General features: G+C 57.8%; 2 protein-coding genes. One reads left to right on the forward strand and one right to left on the reverse strand.

Going from position 1 to position 1,664, the window contains the following annotated elements:
- Positions 1-46: 46 nt before the first annotated feature.
- Positions 47-775 carry a CBS domain-containing protein gene (locus tag P0D73_RS46360; RefSeq protein WP_408319098.1) on the reverse strand — a complete coding sequence of 243 codons (729 nt, stop codon included), beginning with the start codon at positions 773-775 and terminating at the stop codon, positions 47-49.
- A 567-nt stretch (positions 776-1,342) separates the two neighbouring features.
- On the opposite strand from P0D73_RS46360, the gene P0D73_RS46365 reads away from it, so the two are divergent.
- A complete protein-coding gene (locus tag P0D73_RS46365; RefSeq protein ID WP_408436445.1) occupies positions 1,343-1,468 on the forward strand; it encodes a hypothetical protein in 126 nt (41 codons plus the stop codon).
- The last annotated feature ends 196 nt before the right edge of the window (positions 1,469-1,664 follow it).

Here is a 1,664-nt window from a genome sequence, read left to right on the forward strand (position 1 = left end):
ACGGGCTCGCAAGGAAGGGCTTCCGAGCAGCTAGTGCCGGTGGCCGTCATTTCGCGGGCAGGTACTCCGCATCCGTCTCTCCGGCTGCCTGTTCCCAAAATTGTGCGTCGCGTCCTTCCGGGGCACCGCCCTGTTCCCACAATGTTCGCGCGCGGGCACGGATACGGGCGTCGCGTTCGGAAGTGCACTCGAGTTCTTCGACTTGCGCGCCATTTGCATCAACATGAATGCTCACGACATCGTATCCATTGGCGACCGTGGCCCAGTTCGAGACGTGCTGAGTTTTTTCAAATTGTGCGATGGCCGCTTCCACCGCCTCCTGTTTCGTTCCCTGGGCGACCGAGACGCGCATCAGCTCAGTGTGATGCGGCAGGCCCGCATAATCCAGTATTTCCTTGTAGAAGATGACTTCGTAGGGGCGCCGTTCCGAGGCACCACCCTCCACATCGCTCATGGAAATGATGCCGACCAGATGTCCGTCGCCGTCGATGACCGCGAGCCTTTGTACATGTGCCGTCCGCATGGTCAGCACTGCAGATTCGACTGAGTCGTCCTTGCTGCACCGAATTACGTCCAACGACATCACTTCGCTCACTTTCATCCGATTGGAGTCACGGTCATCCGCCACGCCGCGCATCGCGATGTCGCGGTCGGTAATCATTCCCAGAACTTTGCCGTCCAGGCACACGAGAAGACAGCCGATATTGTCCCGCTTGAGCAGACGCGCTGCCGCGGCCAAGGTCTCCTCCGGCTCCAGACAGACCGCCGCTTTCATCCGTTCTCTAACTAGCATGGTATGCCCCTTATTAAGGTCAATTGTGAAATAGGTACGCGCGCGCGAACTACCTTGCGGATTGCGGTAGTGGACACGGGTCTGGCCATTTATCGGATGGCCCCGATGGACGAGTGGCCCCGAGCGAGCCCGGCGCGTGAACGCGCCAGCTCGTATCGATTCGGGGTGTCAGTTGGAGACGTGCGTGCAGAAACTGGGTTCGCGGTCGGGCAGATTTGCCCGGAGCGTTATCGCCGTCGTCTGGAGACCGGCCTGATAATTAAGCGTACTCCTTATCGAGAGGCAGAAACTACTTATATCTCGGGTGCTCTCTACTGTCCTAACGCTGGATGACCGCTTTAGTGCGGGCCAGCCATTGCAATGTTCTGTGCGGCTGTGTGCTGCTAGCAGATATCTCGGTTGACGAACAACGACACCCCGAAGGCAGGGAAACTGAGTTCCCTCGCGTTTGCGGTGCAAGCAGAGGGCCACGGTCCAGTTTATGTTTATGATTGTGACGGTCTGGCGAGTTTTGTATCGTTGGACGTTTTTTTGGGGAGCCAGAAATGCATGGAACCAGAACGGGCGCTGCCCGCTTACACGTCGTTGCTGTTGCTGTCTCGGTCGGCGTGCTGGTACTTCAATCGGCTGGTGCCCAAGCACCAGGTCCTCGCACAGGACACGCAGTCGGTGTAAAAGCCTTTCGACACATCCAGGCACGCGTCGCCGGGATAGCCCCCTCGCACAACAGCGTGACCTTGCGCGACGCGGGCGGGGAAATGGTCGTGTTTGAAATCAGCCCAGATATTGCCGACGTAAAGACGTTACAAATCGGCGATACGGTCAATATTGCGTATAGAAACGCAATACTGACTCGTATGGACAAGGTGGC

Origin of the sequence: Paraburkholderia sp. RL18-101-BIB-B (assembly GCF_046026985.1) — a bacterium.
Taxonomy (GTDB): Bacteria; Pseudomonadota; Gammaproteobacteria; order Burkholderiales; family Burkholderiaceae; genus Paraburkholderia.